Origin of the sequence: Anaerozeibacter quisquiliarum (assembly GCF_051162045.1) — a bacterium.
GTDB lineage: Bacteria > Bacillota > Clostridia > Christensenellales > Aristaeellaceae > Anaerozeibacter > Anaerozeibacter quisquiliarum.
This window is the reverse complement of the sequence record NZ_JBISDI010000004.1, coordinates 128358-143011: the sequence shown is the minus strand read 5'-3', so window position 1 is coordinate 143011 and position 14654 is coordinate 128358. Positions and strand designations below refer to the sequence as shown.

Genomic DNA, 14654 nt, shown 5'->3' with positions numbered 1-14654 from the left:
GAAACGTGAGTTGATCTTCCCGGAACAACCGGACGAACAATCCGCGCGCCCGATGGGCGCGTTCATGATTCAAATCAACGGTTGCCCGGTCCCATGAGGTCATGCTCGAATCCGGCAGGGGTGCGGTAATTGAGCGGTATTTGACTCCTTCGCGCATTCTTCACTCGTGCGCAAGTCGTGGTGTGGACGCGGCTCTAATTCCAGAAAATAAGTGAATAAACCGGCGAAAACCGCTTGACTTCTTGGTATGAGTCGCTTATAATGCACACGAAGAGTTACTTACACACTGATAGAAAGAAAAGTCCGAGGATAGCATTCCGGAATTTAGCCGGCGTCACACCGGTTAAAATATAAAGTGGGAGGCATCCATATGAGGAAGGTATTGGTTCTGGCTTTTGCGTTCGTACTTCTGTTGTCTTGTCTGGCAGCAGCCCCTACAATGGCGGAGGAGAAAACCCTCAAGTTCGGCTACCTGGTGAATGACATGTCGCACGAGTGGTACCAGAACATTGTTAAGGGCGCTACTGCCCGCGCGGGGGAACTCGGCGCCGAACTCAAGGTCTCCGACGCCGCCATGGACGTTAGCAAGCAGGTTTCGCAAGCCGAGAACATGATTACCGACGGCGTGGACGTTCTCATCATTACGCCGATTGATGCCAAGGCGTTGGCAAATGTGGTTGCCGAGGCTACAGCCGCAGGCATTCCGGTGATTTCGGAATCCAACGTAATCGAAGGCGCCCTAACCTATGTGGGCATCGACAACATTTCCGGCGCGAAGAATGCGGGCCTGTGGTTTGCAAATTATGCTAAGGCCAACAACATCGATCCTAAGATATTGATTGTGGGCCAGCCCGCCTACGCCGACTGCCGTATGCGCGTGGAAGGCTTTAAGGCCGGCCTGGACGAAGCGGGTATCTCCTACGAGATCAAGCAGGAAGTGGATGGCGGCGGTTCCAAGGAAACGAGTCTGAAGGTCTCCCAGGACGCGATCACCGCCAACCCCGATATCAACGTGGTTTTCGGCATCAACGACAACTCCGCCACCGGCGGCATGGCCGCCTATAAGGAAGCCGGATTGGATGAATCCGCGCTGACGGTCATCGGTTTTGGATTCGAGGGCGTAGTTGGCCGCGAGGCGTTGCTGGGGAACACCCCCTACAAGGCTGCCGTTGCGATGTTCCCGGATTATATGGGCGTCAGCTTGATTGACGCGGCGTTCAAGGCTGCCAAAGGTGAAGAATTACCCGAGAACTACGAAAGCGGTACGGTCGTCATCACCATCGACAATTTCTCGGATTTTTACACCAAGGATGGAGACTCCTACAAGACCAGCTTTGAGGCAATTCGCGCCCTCACGAGCAAGTAGCCTTGCCCCGAATATCGAATTCGTAGTGGCAACGACTGAGCTGATGGTGCAGCACCATCGGCTCAGTCGTTAAGAAGGAGCATTTAGACATGAACACACCGCAGAAGCATAGGGTTCGCGCCGCAGTAAACCACATAAAGCAATCCGATATTCTTGTGCTGGCCGTCGCGCTGATCTTATTGTGCGCAATCACTTATATCCTGAAGCCGGTATTCTTGTCCGAACGCAATATCATGAATACGCTGCGCCAGGTGTCTCTGACGGCAATCTGCGGCTTTGGGTTGACGCTGATTATCCTCGTGGGGGAGATTGACCTGTCCGTGGGTTCACAGCAAGCGGTGGCGGGTATTCTGTCCATTATTGTGTTCAATGCCACGGCCAGCGTGCCCCTCGCGGTACTTGCCGCGCTTGGAGGCGGCATCGTAGTGGGAACCATCAACGGGTTGATTGTGACGAAGTTCAAAATCAACTCAATGATCGTCACGCTCGGCACCATGGCTATCTGGCGCGGAGCGTCGATGGTTTATACCAATGCGGTGTCCATCCAGGCCGTTAATCCTGCGTTTTACGATCTGGGCACGGGGTACATCGGGCCGGTGCCCAATGCCGTTATCATCGCCCTTGTGATCTTCATCGCAATCTATTTCGTGCTCAACTATACCACCTTTGGCCGTTATATCTACGCCATTGGCGGCAACCAGGAGGCCGCGCGCTTTGCGGGCCTGCCGGTGGATTGCATCAAGATGGCGGTGTATGTCATTGGAAGCATGCTCACGATGCTCGCGGGTGTCTTGCTGGCCTCGCGCATGGCGTCCGCCCAACCTACCGCAGGCACGGGTTTTGAAATGATCGTAATCGCTTCCGTGATTCTGGGCGGCGTGTCGCTTTCCGGAGGCGCGGGTACCATCGTGGGGGCGCTGATCGGCATGCTGATCCTCGGTGTATTGCAAAATGCGTTGACGCTGATGGATGTAAACTCCTTCTGGCAGGACATCACCCGTGGCGTGGTCATCATACTGGCCGTCGCGCTGGACAGTACGCGTAAAAACAGCATTGCCAGGGAATTGATCCGCATCCAGAAGCAGCAGAAGGAAGGGATTTGATGAAAACCGGCATCCCCGTGCTTGAGGTTCGCAACATCCACAAGTTCTTTCCGGGCGTACACGCGTTAAAAGGCGTGCATTTTGACCTGTATCCGGGAGAAGTGCATGCGTTGGTGGGTGAGAACGGCGCTGGCAAGTCCACACTCATCAAGGTGCTTTCAGGCGTTTACCGGTGCGACGAAGGGGAATATCGCATTGAAGGGGCGCCGGCTGACATCTGCCAACCGCTGGACGCGATCCAGAAAGGCATCAGCGTCATCTACCAAGAGCTCAATTCAGTGTATACTTTGTCTGCGGCGGAGAACATCTTTTTCGGAAGGCTGCCGGCAAAGCACGGATGCGTACAGTGGAAGCAGCTCTACGCCGATACACAGCGCTGCTTGGAGCAGGTAGGACTTAACATCAAACCCCAGGCCAGGCTTCAACATCTGAATGTCGCTCAGCAGCAACTGGTGGAAATCGCCAAGGCAATCTCGCTTAATGCCAAAATCATTATTATGGATGAGCCGACCAGCGCCCTAAGCCCCATGGAGATCCAGTATCTCTTCAAGGTGATCCGCAGTCTGCGGGACGCGGGAGTGGCCGTGCTGTACATATCCCATAAGCTGGATGAGATCTTTGCGCTTTCTGATCGGATTACCGTGTTCCGCGATGGCGCTGTGGTGGATACCGCGTATGCGAATGACCTGACGCCCGATCAACTGATTGGTATGATGGTGGGCCGCAAGATGACGGATATGTTCCCGCCCAAGGATCGGCACGCAGGCGATGTGACGCTGGAAGTGCGCGGCTTGACCAGCGAAAAGGTGGATGATCTGAATTTTACGGTACGAAAGGGAGAGATTGTCGGGTTCTCCGGGTTGATGGGTGCGGGGCGGACGGAGATGACACGGGCGCTGTTTGGCATCGACGAGCGCTTGGCGGGTGATATTCTACTAGACGGTCAACCGCTGGCCAAGAACGACCCGGCGGGCGCGCGAAAGGCCGGCATCGGCCTCGTCACCGAAAACCGGAAGGAGCAGGGGGTTTTCCCCAACCTCTCGGTGGCCAAGAACTCGGTCATTGCGACTCTCGATCAACTCGCCAGAGGTTATGTGATCGACTCCGCGCGTGAGATGCGGGCGACTCAACACATGGTTGAGGCGATCTCCATCAAGACGCCCAGCCTCAACCAGCTAATTACCAAGTTGTCAGGCGGCAATCAGCAAAAGGTGCTGCTGGCGCGGTGGCTACTGAAGCAAAATCTAAAGCTGATGATTATCGACGAACCCACACGAGGGATTGATGTTGGCGCGAAGGCAGAGATCTACAGCCTGATGAATGCCCTGGCCAAACAGGGTATGTCGATTTTGATCGTTTCCTCGGAGCTGCCGGAAATTCTCGGCATGTGCGACCGGATATACGTGATGAAAAACGGCCGCATTACCGGAGAGTTCACAGCCGAGGACGCGGATGAAAAATCGTTGCTCGCGAAGGCGATCACTTGAGCGGGGGAGGAGCATGTCACAAGATAACTTGGGATTGATCGCGGATATCCAGCGGTATTCATTGCACGATGGCCCCGGCATACGCACATCGGTCTTTATGAAGGGCTGCAATCTGCACTGCCCCTGGTGTCACAACCCCGAAACCATTTCCTGTGAGGTGGAGGAACTGGTGGAGCCGGACAAATGTATTCACTGCGGCGAGTGCGCGCACGGGTGCTACGCCGGGGCGCGCCGCACGGTCGGGCAATGGATGTCCTCGCAGGAGGTCCTTGAACAGGTGCTGCTCGACCGGGCATATTACGCGCGGGAAGGCGGACTGACCGTGACCGGAGGGGAACCCCTGCTACAAGCCCGGTTTGTGGAGGAACTGCTCGTGCTGGCTCGGAAGGAAGGCGTTCACTGCGCGATGGAGAGCAATCTGCTCGCGCCTTGGGAGACCCTTCAAGCGCTGTTACCCAGGCTGGACCTGCTCATGTGCGACCTGAAGCTTTGGGACGGCGAGGCCCACCGCCGATGGACCGGCGCGGGGAACGAGATAATCCTAAGCAACATGCGCGCGGCGGACCGGGAGGGCGTGCCGATGATGGTGCGCGTTCCCGTGGTATGCGGCGTGAATGACGGCGAGGAAAACATCCGCAATACCGCAAAATTCCTGTCGGATTTTGACAACCTGATCTGTCTGGACCTTCTGCCTTACCACGCGCTGGGGCTTTCCAAACATTTGGCGTCGGGCAGGAAACAGCCGGTCTTCTCCAGGCCCTCTGCCCAGGCGCTTAAGCGATTGGCGGATGCGGCCGGTTCGTATCGGATTCAAGTACGCGTCGCGGGTGTGAGCGCACAAAGCGGACAATAGGAGATAATGCCATGAGTATTGTAAAAATCGATTATGCGAAACGATATCAGCTGCTGAGAGAGAAAAAGCTCAAGCACACGCAGGAGAAATTTGCGCAGCAGGGCTATATGGACGCGGATGATTACGGCACCGTACCCTTGCCGGAGGGGTATTCCTTCACGCCGATACCGGCCAACGGCGATTTCCTCGGCTACGAGGGATGGGCCGCGAATTTTAAGGCATTCCTCGAGAACCATCCGATCTATGTGGATAAGCTGGAGATGCTCTGCGGACGCTGGCGGGACAAATTGACCACCTACCGCAAGGCAGATCCCATGTTGCCGCTGGATCAGCGCTACTTTCCGGCCGACCGGTTTAACTTCGAAATCTACCAGCCGGCCATTTCTCTCTACGGATTGGATACGGGCATTGGCACGGATGCGCACTTTGCGTCGGACTACCGGATTGGGTTGGAATTGGGATTCGGAGGATTTTTGGATAAGATTCGGCATTTCCGCTCTGTGAACGTGGGCGACCCTGAAAAAGAGGCGTTTTATGACGCCGAAGAGACCACGGTGCTCGCGATTCAGGCGTGGATACGGCTCCACATTGACAGGATCAAGGAAATGATTGCCGAGGAAACGGAGCCGGAATATCTGCACACGCTGAAAAAGATGCTGGATGCCAACGAAAATGTCATCAATAGGCCCCCCTCCTCGTTTCTGGAGGCCTGTCAATATATAGCTTGGTACGCCACGGTTTCGCGCATGTACAACCGCGACGGGGCCGGCTGCAAGCTCGATCAGATGCTTTTGCCTTACTATCGAAAGGACCTGGCCGCCGGGAAAACAGACGTGGATGAGGCCCGGTTTATACTGGCCGATCTGCTGCTGATTGACACACACTACTATCAGCTTTCCGGCTGTGACGAAGATGGGCAGGACATGACCAACGAGCTGTCCTATCTGATTCTGGAAGCCGCGCATCAGATGAATCTTTCGGCCAATCTTACGGTGCAATATCACGAAAACATAGATCCGGAGTTTTTCAGGACTGCGGTTGCGTACAACTTCGAGGATCGAAACGGTTGGCCACGCTTTTCGGGCTACAAGGGCATGATGAACTACCAGCGAAACCGCGGCGTAGACAGACAAACCGCTATTGACCGCATCGCTGTCGGCTGCGGATGGAGCGCCGTACCCGGACGGGAACTGCCGTTGAATGACCTGGTCAAGGTCAACTGTGCGCGTGTTTTTGAAGTGGCTTATGTCGAAATGATGCAAAATTGGCTGGAAGCGCCGAAGGACCAGTACCACGGGTTGTACAGGCCCTCGCTGGAGCGGCTGCGCACGGGATTTCTCATGCACCTGCGGCGCGCGGTGAACGCTCTTTCCAAGTGCATGGTGTTTCATATCGAGCATATGCACCGGGTGGAACCGGAACTGGTCATGAACCTGCAAATGCTCAACACCATTGAGTCGGGCAAAAACATTTCACAGGTGGCCGAGCTCTATACGCTCTGCGTGGATGGTGTGGGCTTGGGTACGATTGCTGACTCCTTCGCCGCGATTGAGCAGCGCGTGGTACGGGAACAGAAACTCACTTGGGAGGAACTTTATCAGGCGACTCGCGGTAACTTTGCCGATAAAGAGCGGACGCGGCTGATGCTGCAATCCTCTGAGCGGTATTGCGCCGGGAACGCGCTGGGCGATCGTTGGGCTAGGCGGATCACGAACGATTTCGTCGAAGTGGTTCGCGCTCAGGAGATGCCGCAAAACTACCAACTGGTGCCGGGCTGGTTTTCCTGGAGCAAGACCATTCACTTCGGCGCGCAAGTCGGCGCTACCCCGAATGGCCGCAAAGCCTATGAACCGCTAACGCACGGCGCGAATCCGACTCCGGGCTTCCGTAAAGACGCCGCGCCGACAGCCATGTCCAACGGGATCGCGCTGGTGCAACCCAACTATGGCAACACCGCGCCGCTCCAGATCGAGTTTGATCCGGGGCTCAGCCGGGAAGAAGGCGGCATTGAGCGCGTGATGCAGTTAATCAAAACCCATTTGGACATGGGCGGCACATTAATCAATATCAACGTTCTGGACAAAGACGTACTGATGGCAGCTCACGCCGACCCGCAATCCCACCCAGACCTCGTCGTGCGCGTTACGGGCTTTACTGCCTACTTCTGTACGCTATCGCCTGAGTTCCGTCAACTTGTGGTGGATCGTTTCTTGGAAAGCGTATAAGCGGGTCTCGCCTTATGCTGATCTCAACCATTCCCGCGCGTCGGGATTTTGAAACGATGGAATCTGCGGGATTGCCCAAACGGGCGCAGGGCGGCGCGATGCTGGAGGGATCCATCGAGGATGCGGGAACGGTTGAGATTGGGATTAAAGCGAAGAAAACACTCTGTTCATCGCAAGCGCGATGGCGCCGATTAAAAGATCATCCTCGCCGAGGTTGCTGGTAACGATATCCACGCGCTCGGCTCTGTGCAAGAATACTGCGGACTGTGCGGTTCGCTGAGCCGATTGCACATAACATGCGCAGTTGGAGAGTTCGCCTCCGATAATAATCATCCGCGGGTTAAGCAGATTAATCAGGTTGGCAAGTCCTACCCCCAGATACTCTCCCGCTTGGGAGAAAACCGCCTCAACCATAGGGTTCTTTTGATTCAGCTCTTCCAGTGCGTCGGAAAATTGAAGCATCGAAGGGATGCTGACGTTATTGACGGAGCATTTCCGTGATTTCATTTCCTCCTTGATCCGATTGAGGATGGCTATCGAGGAAGCGTACATCTCCACGCAGCCGCGCCGTCCGCAATAGCATTCTTGCCCATCGCGCTCAATGACCATATGGCCGAATTCACCCGCCACCCCGGTGGAGCCCATGTACAGCTTGCCATCGGCTACAACGCTGGCGCCGATGCCGAAATCGGCGTAAATAAAGATGAAATCTTGTATATTTTGCCCAACGCCAAAACGCAATTCCGCAAGGGCTCCGAGCTTTGGGATGTTTTCACATTCCGCAGGGAATGGCAGCATGCCCGGCTGTTGCCAGGCGTCGATGTCAAAATTGGCCCACTTGGCAAAGGGGTAAAGGTTTACCCTGTCGTTATGCCTGAAATTGAAACCGGGCGTGCCTATGCCGATGCAGCAAACCTTCTCTCGCGGCACCCCTGCCTGCAAAATGACCGATTCGACGCCGGCAGTAACCTGGTCGAGGATATTGGCACGCATATTGGTGTAGTTGAAAATGCACTCGTAACGCGCGATGATATTCCCCACGGCGCTGGCCAAGACGACCTTAAGCTTTCTCTGGATGCACGCGCCGATGTAATAGACGTGATCCTCGTTCATCTCCAGCATGGTCGGCTTGCGCCCCCCGGAAGAGTGACCCTGCCCGACCTCGATGACCGAACCTTCTTCGATGAGCGTATCGACGATGCGCATAACTGTCGGAAGGGCCAGACCGAGTTTCTTGGCAAGGCCGGAGCGGGAGATACGGCGCGATTCCATGATTGCGCCCTTAATGAGCGCAACGTTCATCTTTCGAATCAATTCGGAGTTTCCCTTAACGGCGTTTCTTATGCGCATCATTCACTCGCCATTCTTTCTAATTAACAGTTAGCAACAGAGCAATTATACCGCATTTTTGGGTCTTGCGCAACCTCGCCCTGTGCGGACACGGATTGCCCGGTTGCCTTGGGGACAAATCCTTTGACGCGGTCCGGGGATTGAGTTATACTAAGCCGAGGGAAGGCCGCTCGCGGGGCAGCCGGCCCGTGAACATGCCCTCGCTCCTCATGAAACCGATGCCGGAAAAGCATCTGCGTAAAACAATAGCCCGTTATGTAATTGCAGGCGGAAGGGATCGCGAAGGATGGAGCATGTGTCGGCAGGGAAACGATTCGGCCGAAATTCGAGGAGGGCACGTTCATGCGATGCCTTAACGCTCCTTGGGAACGGCCTTGACGCGCCATGAAGCTGTATGCGCTAAATGTGCGGTGGCTGTATGAGGAGCGCGTCTTTTTTCGCCTCCTTGCCTTTTTGGGCGACGACCGGCGCCGGAAAGCACTGCTCTACCGCTTTGCCAAAGACAGGGCGCTCTCGCTGGGCGCGGGGTTGATTTTGAACCTTGCGCTTATTCGTGAAGAGCCGGAATTGCCGTGGCCGCCACGAATCCGTTTGGGAGGGTATGGCAAACCCTTCCTCGCGGATAAAGGAGCGCCTTCATTTAACCTTTCGCATTCAGGCGAATACGCGGTCTGCGCAATCGGCCGAGAAGGCGTTGGCGTGGACATCGAGCAGATCGGCATTGCGGATCCGGGCGTCGCACGGCGGTGTTTCGTTGAACGGGAGCTTCTGCGCGTCATGCCGGATGGGATTCATGTGGACGCGGAGGAGTTCTGCCGCCTTTGGACGCTGAAGGAGAGCTTCATCAAGCGAATCGGAACGGGGCTCTCGTCGGATCCGCTGCGATTCGAGATACTCGGCAAGGCGGACATGCGCGTTCGGCAGGATTACGACGCGCAATCATACCGCTGTAGGCTTTACGAGGAGGTTCCGGGGTACAAGCTCGCCCTGTGTATAACGAGCGATGGTTTCCCCGATCGGGTAGAAATCATTGAGAAAGAAGAATTGCTTAGCGCCATTGAAGGGATGAGCGCGCGCCGGCCTTCGCGGTCGCCGTCGGGAAACCCCTTCTACATGAAGCGCGGCGCCGCTCAGACGGCGCCGGCCCTCCCGGAAGAAACACCGTGAAGTGACTACGGTTTGCCGGAACCATCGAGCGACTTGACCAGTACCAGCACATTTTGGCCGTTCTCGTAGCGATAGCGCATCTCGTCGACGCTCTTTTTCGCCAAGTAGATGCCAAGGCCGCCGATCTCCCTGTCCCCGGCGCCAAGCGTCACATCCGGGTCCGGCGTTTCCAGCGGGTTGTATGGCGCGCCGCCATCGCAAAAGACGAGCGTCGCCACCGGCGGATCGCCCGAGATGGTCAAGGATATGTCGATTTTGCCTTCGCCGGGCGCGTAGGCGTAGCGGGCGATGTTGACAAACACCTCTTCCGCCGCGAGGGAAAGCCGCGCGCACGCCTTTTCCGGACAACGGCTTGAGAGCTCGCCCTCTACGAACGCCAGAACATTCGCCAGTTGATCGACCCTTGCCGCGACGGTCAATTTTCTCACGTCGTTCCTCCCTTCTGGTTGACGCGCAGGATCAGCATCGTAATGTCGTCGGATTGCGCGGCGCCGCTTGCGAAGGCATCGATGTCCGCCTTTACCGCGTTTAAAAGCGCTTTGAGATCGGCCGCATCGTTCTGCTCGAGCGTCTTTTGAAGGCGCGCCTCGCCGTAAAGCTGTTCTTCGGGATTAAACGCCTCCGTGACGCCGTCGGTATACATGTAAAGCATATCGCCGGGCAGAAGCGTTGTTTCAGACGATCGGTAACAAGTCCCTTCCATGCCCGCCAGCACAAAGCCCGGGCGGATTTTCAGAAATTCGAAGCGCGCGCCGCTGCGCCGGATGAGCGGCGCGTTGTGTCCGGCGTTCGCGCAGATCAACCGGCCGGAGGAGATCTCCAGCATGCCGACCCACGCCGTCACGAACATGCCGGTTTCGTTGCGCTCACAAAGCCGGGCGTTGGCCTCGTCCAACACTTGCGCGGGCGTCATGCCGGTCTGCGCCAGCGTCTGGATCAGCGTCTTTGTGGTCATCATGAACAGCGCGGCGGGGATGCCCTTGCCCGACACATCCGCAATGACCACCATGAGATGATCCTCGTCCACCATAAAGAAGTCGTAGAAATCTCCGCCGACCTCCTTTGCCGGAATCATCATTGCATAGAGATCAAATTCCGGGCGGTCGGGAAAAGGCGGAAAGATGCACGGGAGCATGTTCGCCTGGATTCTGTGGGCGACGTTGAGCTCCGCGCCGATGCGCTCCTTTTCCGCGGTCGCCCGGGTGAGGTTCTCAATATACACCCGCAGCGAGACGGTCATGCGTTCAAAACTTTCCCCGAGCAGCTCGATTTCATCCCCGGTGTGAATGCCGCAGCGGTAATCCAGATTGCCCTCGCCAATGCCCCGCACATCCTGCGCGAGCGTCAGAATGGGCCGGGAGACGCGATCGCAGACATTTCGAACGATGAAAACGAAGGTCGCCGTCAGGAAGAGGAACAGCCCGAGCATGATTAGATTGAGCCGCCGGATGATGTCGTCCATGTCTTTCAGCGCCTGCGTACTGATCGACCGAATCGCCTGATCCGCCGCTTCTGCGGGCTTGAGCATTTCATCCACGGGCATTACGACCGTCAGCTTCCAACCGACGACGGGGATCGGCGCGTACAGGATGTACATATCCTGCGCACCGATCCTGCTCTCCACAAAGCCGCTCGCGTTGGACTTCATCGATTGCAACACAGCTTGCGCCCCGGTTCCGAGGAAGGCGTCGCCTTTGCGGTTCTCCTCGCTCAGGCCTCGCGCCGAGATCACATCGCCGTCCCCGTCAAGCAGCATCGCGTAGCCGCCCGCGCCGTAGCGGGTGTTCAGGATTTCATTGTTGATGTTCTCAATCAGCAGGTCCATGCCAAGCACGCCATTGAACTGCCCATCCACCAGAATCGGCTGGGCCAGCGTGACCGTGAGTCCGCGGCCGAAGCTGTCGGCGTAGGTCTTGGAGATGTACGGCTTCCGGGTCGCCTTGACCGACGCATACCACGCGAGGGCCCGGCAGTCAAACGCGCCGATGCCCGCCTTCAATGCGGCGTTGCGGTCGTAGCCGATGTTGGCGCCGGATTCGTGGGCGGTGTAAATGCTTGAAATCTCCGGCATGTTCGCATAGACCGCGGAAAACAGGCCTTCGAGGTTTCCCAGCAGCGCGTTTTCCGCCTGCGCCTCAGGCCCCTGCATGTCGGGCGTCGCGGGCAGGTAGTGCAGCGTTGCGTCGTTCGCCTTGCCCGCCCGGACGAGATCATCCGGCGTGGGAACGCGCAGCGCCCGGAAGCGGTCGGCGTGCTCGTAGAGATGGGCGACATAGGCAGCCATTTCCGCCGATGTTCGTACGAAGGAGTCCAGTGTCTGGTTGATGGTCAGCGCCTTTTCGGTCACAAAGCTGCCCGCCGCGTCCAGTGTCTGGCTCACCATCATCACTCGGCTGCTCTGCGAGGCGTGATCGCCCAGCCGTTTTGCGCTCTCCCGGGCGGTGTCGCGAAGGAAGCGCATGCCGGCAAAGGCGAAGGCGCTGCCGAATACCAGCAGGACGGATAGCAGCAGCAGGAAGGTTCGAAGCAGCTTCGTGCGGATTGAATGCTTCATGCGTATTCCCCCATGGACAGCCTCGCGGCCGAAAGCGCCTCCCGGGTCGTCGCCAGGGAGGATTGGAGGTCCCAGCGGACGATCCGCATCGATACCACCGCGTCAAATCCATCGGCATGTACGACGCATGGCAGGAACTCGCCTTCCAACCGGCATCCTGTGCGCGACAGCATCCTGTAAGACGCGCCGTTGAAAAGCCCCACCGCGCGCTCGCCCGAGTCGTCCCGCACGGCGCGGACATGGTAGACCTCGCCGTAGCTCCGAAGGCAACCGCGCGCGTGAAAAAAGCGCATGGCGCAGGCAAGGAGCGCCTCCGGAAGCATCCGGCCCCGCGCACCCGGCGCGACGAGGATTTCCTTGCTGAAGTAGTGCGTGCCGTCCGCGAAGCCTTGAGCGATGCGCTCGGGCAGATCCTCGCAGCCGGGGTATGGCAGGATGCGCGATGGATCGCCGTATTTTTCGTCGGTCAGCCCGCACCACAAGGCGCCCACCGGGCGGCGTTCTTCACGGGCGACCCAGACAAGCTCCGATGAATCCGCCAGCAGGCGGGCAAGGCTATCGGCATCCTGAATTCGAAACATGCCGCCCGTTCGCTCAAAATTCCGGGATGCCGCGGGATCCAGGACCCGGCGGGATGCGTCGCGCCGTATCCACACCCTGCGGTACAGGGATGCCAGCGGCTCAATGTCGGCTTCCGACATCGGCGAGATGACCAGCCGGCATCCATCCGCCCCGGTCAACGCTACGGGTTCGTCAAATTGTCTCACCGGGCTTGCCTCCAGATACAATCTGCGGATGCCTATTCAATGGTCAGGATGTCCGCAAAGCCGGTCATTTCAAATACGTCCATGACGGGCTCGCAGACATTGACGACGCGCATGGCGCCCTGCTTCATCATCCGCTTCTGCGCGGCCAGCAGCACACGCAGCCCCGCGGAGGAGATGTAGGCGAGGTCCTTCAGATCGAGCGTCAGGCTTGTTACCCCGTCCAGCGAATTCAGTTCGGCTTCCAGTTGCGGCGCGGTGGCGGCGTCGATCCTGCCGGCGATTGACAGCGTGCGCTCGTTTCCGCTGTCGGCTCTGGTAATGGTCATGGCTTTTCCTCCTCAAGTGTTCTGGGTCGTCTGCGAAACCGGGCGTCGGGCCTTTAGCCATCCGTCAGGCGCAGTGTGTTGCGCATCTTCCCCGTCTTGCCCAGGATGGGCTTTTCGGGGCTGCACACAATGGTCAGGCCGCCGAGCCCCTCGAGGGCGAGCTTCTCCGTCGTGGCCAAGAGCAGCGCGCGGCGCAACTCGGCGTGGCCCGAGCCGTCCTCGGGCGTGCAGCGCATCTCGAGTTCTCTGGGCTTTCGCTGGATGAACTGCACCTGACCGCAGTTGGGCACATGCATGGAAATCGTGATGAACAGCGACGAGGGAAGCGCCACCCACTGGCCCTCGTCGTCCCGGAAGGACAGGATGTCCTCCTTTCGTCCCTCGATCTCTATGGTGGGGAAGGGCGAGCCGCAGGCGCAGGGCGCGTCGCCGAGCACGATCTGATCTGACACGTAATAGCGGATGACGGGCTGGACGAGGTTGGCGAGGTTGGTCATCAAAAGGCCGCTGCTCTCCATGCCGGGCGGCACCGGGCGCATGTCCTGATCGACCGGTTCCACGATGACCCAGTCCGTGTTCACGTGCATGTGATTCTCGCTGCACAGCATGGCCACCTCTCCGCCTTCGGTGGAACAGTAGTTGTTGAGAACCGGGCAGCCGAAGCTCTCCTCAATGTAATGGATGTCTTCGCGCGACAGGTGTTCGGCACTGCAGGCGATCAGGCCGGGCGATATGGTCAGCTTGCCGCTTCGCTTGCGGGAAGCCAGCAAGCGGATGTTGCTGGGATATCCGGAGAGGAACGCGGGCTGAAAATCGTTGAGGCGCGCGACCATTTCGTCGGTGCTCATGTCCACAAACAGAGGGATAATATCCCCGCCGCGCCCCGCGTCCTCATAGGCCTTTTTTGTCCTGAGGTAGGACAAGTAGGTGGAATGGTAGCCCCCGCCCGCCAAAACCCCCGCCATGCGCGGAAAGGGCGTCATGGGCACCGAGCTGTTCCTGGCTTTGCCGCCACCGATCAGCCGCTGCGAGAGCAGGGCGCTGTGGATCAGGTTGTGGCGGTCGTCCCGCACCATGCGCAGAGGAATGCCCGTAGTGCCCGAGGTGGTGAGCACCCGATAGCGGCCCAGAAAGGGTTGGCTGACGGAGGACTCGTCCAGGTTGGCGAGGTAATCGTCCAGCTTCCCGGCGGTGATCTCCGGATCACACACCCAGCTGTCCAGCCGCGGCATGGCCTCCTGCCGCAGCATGACGGGGATATCCTCCAGGTCCGGGCAGACGGGGATATCCCGGTATTTCTCCCTTAGATAGGGGGAGTGCTGCCGGGCGTAGTCCACGAGGATCAGAAGGCGCTCCTTTTGAAGGGCGTTCAGTCCGCAGGGGGGCATCGTCCCGGCCTGGCGCACCAGCGCGTCGGCCAGGGAGGGGGTCATCAGCGGTGTCTCAAGCATGGGAT

General features: G+C 58.1%; 12 protein-coding genes. 6 read left to right on the top strand and 6 right to left on the bottom strand.

Annotation, left to right across the window (positions count from 1 at the left end):
* Window positions 1-370: 370 nt before the first annotated feature.
* From ACH6CV_RS02990 to ACH6CV_RS02970, 5 genes are all read left to right on the top strand, one after another.
* On the top strand, window positions 371-1366 hold the full coding sequence (locus ACH6CV_RS02990) for a sugar ABC transporter substrate-binding protein (RefSeq protein ID WP_456356677.1): 996 nt from the start codon (window positions 371-373) through the stop codon (window positions 1364-1366).
* An 89-nt stretch (window positions 1367-1455) separates the two neighbouring features.
* The gene (locus ACH6CV_RS02985) at window positions 1456-2469 is read left to right on the top strand and encodes an ABC transporter permease (protein WP_456356676.1); all 1014 of its coding nucleotides are present in this window, start codon (window positions 1456-1458) and stop codon (window positions 2467-2469) included.
* Window positions 2469-3956, top strand: coding sequence for a sugar ABC transporter ATP-binding protein (locus ACH6CV_RS02980; protein WP_456356675.1), 1488 nt, complete (start codon window positions 2469-2471; stop codon window positions 3954-3956). The genes ACH6CV_RS02985 and ACH6CV_RS02980 overlap by 1 nt, the downstream gene beginning before the upstream one ends.
* A 13-nt stretch (window positions 3957-3969) precedes the next feature.
* Window positions 3970-4809 carry a glycyl-radical enzyme activating protein gene (locus ACH6CV_RS02975; protein ID WP_456356674.1) on the top strand — a complete coding sequence of 280 codons (840 nt, stop codon included), beginning with the start codon at window positions 3970-3972 and terminating at the stop codon, window positions 4807-4809.
* Between the two features lie 11 nt (window positions 4810-4820).
* Window positions 4821-7034, top strand: a complete 2214-nt coding sequence (locus ACH6CV_RS02970) for a pyruvate formate lyase family protein (protein ID WP_456356673.1) — start codon at window positions 4821-4823, stop codon at window positions 7032-7034.
* A 144-nt stretch (window positions 7035-7178) separates the two neighbouring features.
* Here ACH6CV_RS02970 and ACH6CV_RS02965 read toward each other — a convergent pair whose 3' ends face one another.
* Window positions 7179-8387 carry an ROK family transcriptional regulator gene (locus tag ACH6CV_RS02965; RefSeq protein ID WP_456356672.1) on the bottom strand — a complete coding sequence of 403 codons (1209 nt, stop codon included), beginning with the start codon at window positions 8385-8387 and terminating at the stop codon, window positions 7179-7181.
* Between the two features lie 381 nt (window positions 8388-8768).
* Between ACH6CV_RS02965 and ACH6CV_RS02960 the strand changes: the two genes are divergently transcribed.
* On the top strand, window positions 8769-9551 hold the full coding sequence (locus ACH6CV_RS02960; RefSeq protein ID WP_456356671.1) for a 4'-phosphopantetheinyl transferase family protein: 783 nt from the start codon (window positions 8769-8771) through the stop codon (window positions 9549-9551).
* A gap of 5 nt (window positions 9552-9556) precedes the next feature.
* Here ACH6CV_RS02960 and ACH6CV_RS02955 read toward each other — a convergent pair whose 3' ends face one another.
* The 5 genes from ACH6CV_RS02955 to ACH6CV_RS02935 are packed head-to-tail and all read right to left on the bottom strand — an operon-like array spanning window position 9557 to window position 14649.
* A complete protein-coding gene (locus ACH6CV_RS02955) occupies window positions 9557-9979 on the bottom strand; it encodes an ATP-binding protein (protein ID WP_456356670.1) in 423 nt (140 codons plus the stop codon).
* Window positions 9976-12105: a SpoIIE family protein phosphatase gene (locus ACH6CV_RS02950; protein WP_456356669.1), complete on the bottom strand. Its 2130-nt coding sequence runs from the start codon at window positions 12103-12105 to the stop codon at window positions 9976-9978. The genes ACH6CV_RS02955 and ACH6CV_RS02950 overlap by 4 nt, the downstream gene beginning before the upstream one ends.
* Complete coding sequence (locus ACH6CV_RS02945; protein ID WP_456356668.1) at window positions 12102-12872, bottom strand: hypothetical protein; 771 nt, start codon at window positions 12870-12872, stop codon at window positions 12102-12104. Before ACH6CV_RS02945 ends, ACH6CV_RS02950 begins: the two co-directional genes overlap by 4 nt.
* 32 nt (window positions 12873-12904) lie before the next feature.
* On the bottom strand, window positions 12905-13198 hold the full coding sequence (locus ACH6CV_RS02940) for an STAS domain-containing protein (protein WP_456356667.1): 294 nt from the start codon (window positions 13196-13198) through the stop codon (window positions 12905-12907).
* 53 nt (window positions 13199-13251) lie between these two features.
* A complete protein-coding gene (locus ACH6CV_RS02935) occupies window positions 13252-14649 on the bottom strand; it encodes a phenylacetate--CoA ligase family protein (protein WP_456356666.1) in 1398 nt (465 codons plus the stop codon).
* Between the last annotated feature and the right edge of the window lie 5 nt (window positions 14650-14654).

Bases quoted from the DNA above. Each gene is read 5' to 3' on its own strand.
- ACH6CV_RS02985 (WP_456356676.1), top strand. From the start codon at position 1,456: ATGAACACACCGCAGAAGCATAGGGTTCGCGCCGCAGTAAACCACATA.
- ACH6CV_RS02935 (WP_456356666.1), bottom strand. From the start codon at position 14,649: ATGCTTGAGACACCGCTGATGACCCCCTCCCTGGCCGACGCGCTGGTG.
- ACH6CV_RS02975 (WP_456356674.1), top strand. From the start codon at position 3,970: ATGTCACAAGATAACTTGGGATTGATCGCGGATATCCAGCGGTATTCA.
- ACH6CV_RS02990 (WP_456356677.1), top strand. From the start codon at position 371: ATGAGGAAGGTATTGGTTCTGGCTTTTGCGTTCGTACTTCTGTTGTCT.
- ACH6CV_RS02960 (WP_456356671.1), top strand. From the start codon at position 8,769: ATGAAGCTGTATGCGCTAAATGTGCGGTGGCTGTATGAGGAGCGCGTC.
- ACH6CV_RS02980 (WP_456356675.1), top strand. From the start codon at position 2,469: ATGAAAACCGGCATCCCCGTGCTTGAGGTTCGCAACATCCACAAGTTC.
- ACH6CV_RS02970 (WP_456356673.1), top strand. From the start codon at position 4,821: ATGAGTATTGTAAAAATCGATTATGCGAAACGATATCAGCTGCTGAGA.
- ACH6CV_RS02950 (WP_456356669.1), bottom strand. From the start codon at position 12,105: ATGAAGCATTCAATCCGCACGAAGCTGCTTCGAACCTTCCTGCTGCTG.
- ACH6CV_RS02940 (WP_456356667.1), bottom strand. From the start codon at position 13,198: ATGACCATTACCAGAGCCGACAGCGGAAACGAGCGCACGCTGTCAATC.
- ACH6CV_RS02965 (WP_456356672.1), bottom strand. From the start codon at position 8,387: ATGATGCGCATAAGAAACGCCGTTAAGGGAAACTCCGAATTGATTCGA.